Genomic DNA, 4,233 nt, shown 5'->3' with positions numbered 1-4,233 from the left:
TCAGCTCCGACCTCGTCACCCCACGAGCGGACCGCCTCACGCATGCCCACCTCCGCCCGAAATCGTCGGCTCCCGGACGGACCGCCTCTCACATGCCCGCCCCAGCCCCGACCTCGTCACCCCACGCACGGACCGCCTCACGCATGCCCACCTCCGCCCGAAATCGTCGGCTCCCGGACGGACCGCCTCTCACATGACCGCCCCAGCCCCGACCTCGCCACCCCACGAACGGACCACCTCTCGCATGGCCACCTTCAGGTGAAACCGCCTCCACCGCACTTGCCGGTCCACCGTCGAAATGTCCTTCAGTCGCCTCAACCTGGAACAGGTCCCTTCGCCCGAGGCTCGCATCCTTCGATGGCCGCTTTCCGCATGCCCCCTCTTCGAACCAGCAGCCCTCCACGGGCTCTCCGGCTTCGGCATACCGTCTTCGGATTCCCCGTTCATCGAGGCGGCCGACATGGCGGCCTCACCCATCCGGACAAACCCCTCCAGCAGACTCGGAATTCACGTTCGCTCGTCCTCAACGGGCTCATACGGCGCGAGAGGCCAGTTAGCGCAAGCCCCCGTCGCCATGCACATCATCAGCAGACCGGCATCAGCGTCACGAACCTCCGGCGTGGACGGCCTCGAGCTCCGTACTCGACCACCTTCGACAGGCTCGTGGTTGGTAGAAAAACGACTTCGATGAATCAGTGATCAGCAGTGGCGGTTCTTCGGTAGTGATCGCGCTCTTGGCGGCGGAGAATCTTCGGCTGGTTCGCGGGCTATCGATGGACCGTCTCGGCGTGCCCCGTGAAGGCGGCCAAGGCACGATCCAGGCCCGGCCGGTCCGGAAGGCCGTCGGTGTCGGCCGCGCACTGGACGACGAGTGCCGCCACTGCCGCCGCCTCGCGCAGGCACACCTCGTACGACTCACCGCGCAACATCCCCGACAGGAACCCGGCGGCGAAGCCGTCTCCTGCTCCCACGGGATCGGCCACCGGCACCGTGAACGCCTCCTGCCGCAACCCTGCGCACGTGGCGGACTTGTCCCGGTGCTTGACCACGGTGAGGCCAGGCAGCGTCGCCGGGTCGACGTGGAGCAGGTCGAGTTCGTCCTCACCGGCCAGCACCACGTCCGCCCTGGACAGGAGCGGCGCCACCCGCTCGCGCCACGCCGCGGGTTCGCCCAGCTTGTAGCGGATGTTCGGGTCGATGGAGACGAGCGCTCCGGCCTGCCCGGCCAGCTCCAGCAGCCGCAGGGTCGCCAGGTGTGCGGAATCCGACAACATCGGAGTGATGCCCGTGACGTGGACGATCTTCGCACCGTTCACCATCTCCGGCGTCAGCTCGTCCGGCCTCAACCTGGATGCGGCGGCCCCGGAACGGTAGTACTGCACGTCGATGGCCCGGAAGGGATGACTGTCGCGCACCAGCAGACCGGTCGGCGCACCGGGGTCGACGACCGCGTGCCGGGTGTCGACACCCTCGGCTCTGAGCATGGACAGGACCGCCCGGCCCGCTGGGTCAGCGCCGACCCGGCCGAGCCAGCGCACGTCATGGCCCAGTCTGGCAAGCCCCGCGGCCACGTTCGACTCCGCGCCCGCGATGGAGCGACGGAACACTGTGGCACGCTCCAACGGGATGCCGGGCTCGGCCAGCATCAGAAGCATGGCCTCACCGCACACCACGACGCTCATGACTCGCCCATCTCCTGTCGTTCTGGATCCGTCAACGGTGCTATCACGTCATGAAGGACAAGAGAAGGATCACTCAGGTCGTCTTGTAGGAGGAGGGCTGGGAGATGTCGATCCTGGATCGGTCGGGCAGAGCCAGCGCGGCGGCGAACCCGACCACCGCACCGACGATCATGAAGATCGCAATCGCTTGCCAGCCGTAGTCGTGCAACAACCATGTCGCGATCAGCGGCGCGGGGCCGCCGGCGATGATCGAGGCGAGCTGATAGCCGAGACCCGCGCCACCGTACCTGAGGCTGGTCGGGAAGCTCTCGGCGATGAGCGATGCCTGCGGGCCGTACTCCATGGCGTGCTGGATCTGCGTGATCATGATCGTCAGGAAGACCACCAGCACGACGCCGGTGTTGAGCAGCACGAAGTACGGGAAGGCCACCACTGCCAACAGCGCTGCGCCGGTCGCGTAGACGAGCCGGCGGCCGACACGGTCGCTCAGGTGCCCGAAGAACGGGATCGCGATCAACTCCACCGCCGCCGCGCACGTCACCGCCGACAGCGCGACCGTCCGGGACAGGCCGAGCTGCTGGGTCACGTACGTGATGGCGAACGTCGTGTAGAGGTAGAACGGCATCTGCTCCGACACACGCAGCAACGCGCTGAGCACCACCTCCTTCGGATGCCTGCGCAGCACCTCGACGACCGGGAGCCTGACCACCTGCCGCCGTTCCAGCACCCGCGCGAACATCGGGGTCTCCAGCACCTTCAGCCGCACCCATAGGCCGACCGCCACCAGCGCCAAGCTGGCCACGAACGGCACCCGCCACCCCCAGTCCTTGAAGGTGTCGCCCGTCGTGGCGGCCAGCAGCGACATCGCGCCGGTGCCGAGGATCAGCCCGATGGGCACGCCCACCTGCGGCCAGCTCGCCATGAGCCCGCGCCTGCGCTGGTCGCCCCACTCCATCGACAGCAGCACCGACCCGCTCCACTCGCCGCCCACCGCGATGCCCTGCAGGACGCGCAGGACCACCAGGATGATCGGCGCGGCGATGCCGATGCTGTCGGTGCCCGGCAGCACGCCGATGAGCGCACTGGCCACGCCCATCGTCAGAAGGGTGACGATGAGGGTCGCCTTCCTGCCGATGCGGTCGCCCCAATGTCCGAAGATCGCCGCACCCACGGGCCGGGCCGCGAAGCCCACGGCGTTGGTCGCGAAGGCCGCGAGCGTGCCCGCGTACGGCGTGGACTTCGGGAAGAAGACCTCGGCGAAGACCACAGCGGCGGCCGTGTTGTAGAGGAAGAAGTCGTACCACTCGATGGCGGTGCCGACCACGCTGGCCGTCGCGGCCTTGCGCACCTGGGCTCTGTGCTCGGCGGTCGTTAATCCGCTGCTGCTCTCGGTCACGCTGCACCTCGAAGGCGTTCCTGGGCCGCGTCCGCGCCAACGGTTGCCTTACCCCGCGCCCGCGCCTCGAACCACCTCCGGCCTCCTCCCCCAGCGGGAAACCCCCGGCCATGGTCACGCCTCCCCTCGTCGGGACGCCCCCTGACTCCGCCCGGCTGGATGCGGAGCCGAGCAGAACTCTAACACTCGTTAACTCGTGCGGCTACCGGCTTCACTGGGCGGCCACATCGCGCAAGGGCATGACCCGAAGGCCGTCAAGCAGGGGATTCACCTTCATTGCCGGGGTCGGGCAACCCGGCGAGGACGGCGTCGAGCGCGAACTTGAAGTGTTCGACCTGATCGGCCCGCAGGCGGGCGGCCTCGACAGCGTGATAGTGCGGATACCTGTCGGCGGGCAGCTCGGTCCAGTCCCGCGCGGCGGCCTCGTGCAGGACGAGATGCCCGACGCACACGCGCAGCACCGCCCCCTTCACGTGATCCGCCTGGTCAGGAGGGAAGCCCGCATCCAGGAGGATCCCGAAGATGGCCTCGTGGAGGCTCATCACGGGCGCGCGCCGGGCGTACGTGGTGATGGACCAGACCGAGGCTCTGGGGTGCTCCAGCGACTGCCTGACCATCGAGGCCATGAGCCCGCGCAGCTGATCCTTCCATCCCCCTTCACGAGGGGCCTGAGAGACGATCTTGCTGCACACCTCGTCCACGATGGCCTCCAGCAGCGACTCACGCCCGTCGAAGTAGTGATAGATCGCCGTCGCCGTCACATCGAGACGTTTGGCCAGCTTACGCATGCTGATCCCGTGAGCGCCGTCCGCCTCGAGGACCTCCAGGCCGGCTTCCAGGATCTTGTGACGGGTGAGCATCAGAATTGACCTCGCGCTTAACACATGTTAGAAATCTAACGGCCGTTAACTCGGGACAGCTTATCCGAGGAGAGAGCATCCTCGGCTGCCGCTCTTACGTGCCGTCCAGCCATCCATCCATGGTCAGCCGCTCACTGGGAGACACCCCCGTGTCCACGACATCCAAAGTGACAGCGCCGGCGACGGCCCCGCGCCGCCCAAGACGCCGGATCCTGATGCGAGCCCTGCTTGTGCTGCTCCTGCTCATGGTCCTCGCGGTGGCCGGCGCGGCCTACGCGGTGAACCGGGGCGGAGC

General features: G+C 67.8%; 3 protein-coding genes. All 3 read right to left on the bottom strand.

The window, feature by feature from the left end:
- Positions 1-767: 767 nt before the first annotated feature.
- Positions 768-1,682: a sugar kinase gene (locus ACWCSD_RS49000; protein WP_449926117.1), complete on the bottom strand. Its 915-nt coding sequence runs from the start codon at positions 1,680-1,682 to the stop codon at positions 768-770.
- A 73-nt stretch (positions 1,683-1,755) separates the two neighbouring features.
- On the bottom strand, positions 1,756-3,078 hold the full coding sequence (locus ACWCSD_RS48995) for an MFS transporter (protein ID WP_397164348.1): 1,323 nt from the start codon (positions 3,076-3,078) through the stop codon (positions 1,756-1,758).
- 254 nt (positions 3,079-3,332) lie between these two features.
- Complete coding sequence (locus ACWCSD_RS48990) at positions 3,333-3,938, bottom strand: TetR/AcrR family transcriptional regulator (RefSeq protein ID WP_449926115.1); 606 nt, start codon at positions 3,936-3,938, stop codon at positions 3,333-3,335.
- Positions 3,939-4,233 lie beyond the last annotated feature (295 nt).

It is taken from the genome of Nonomuraea sp. NPDC001684, assembly GCF_053596515.1.
The sequence above is the reverse complement of the archived record's forward strand: the minus strand, read 5'-3'. Positions and strand labels throughout refer to the sequence as shown.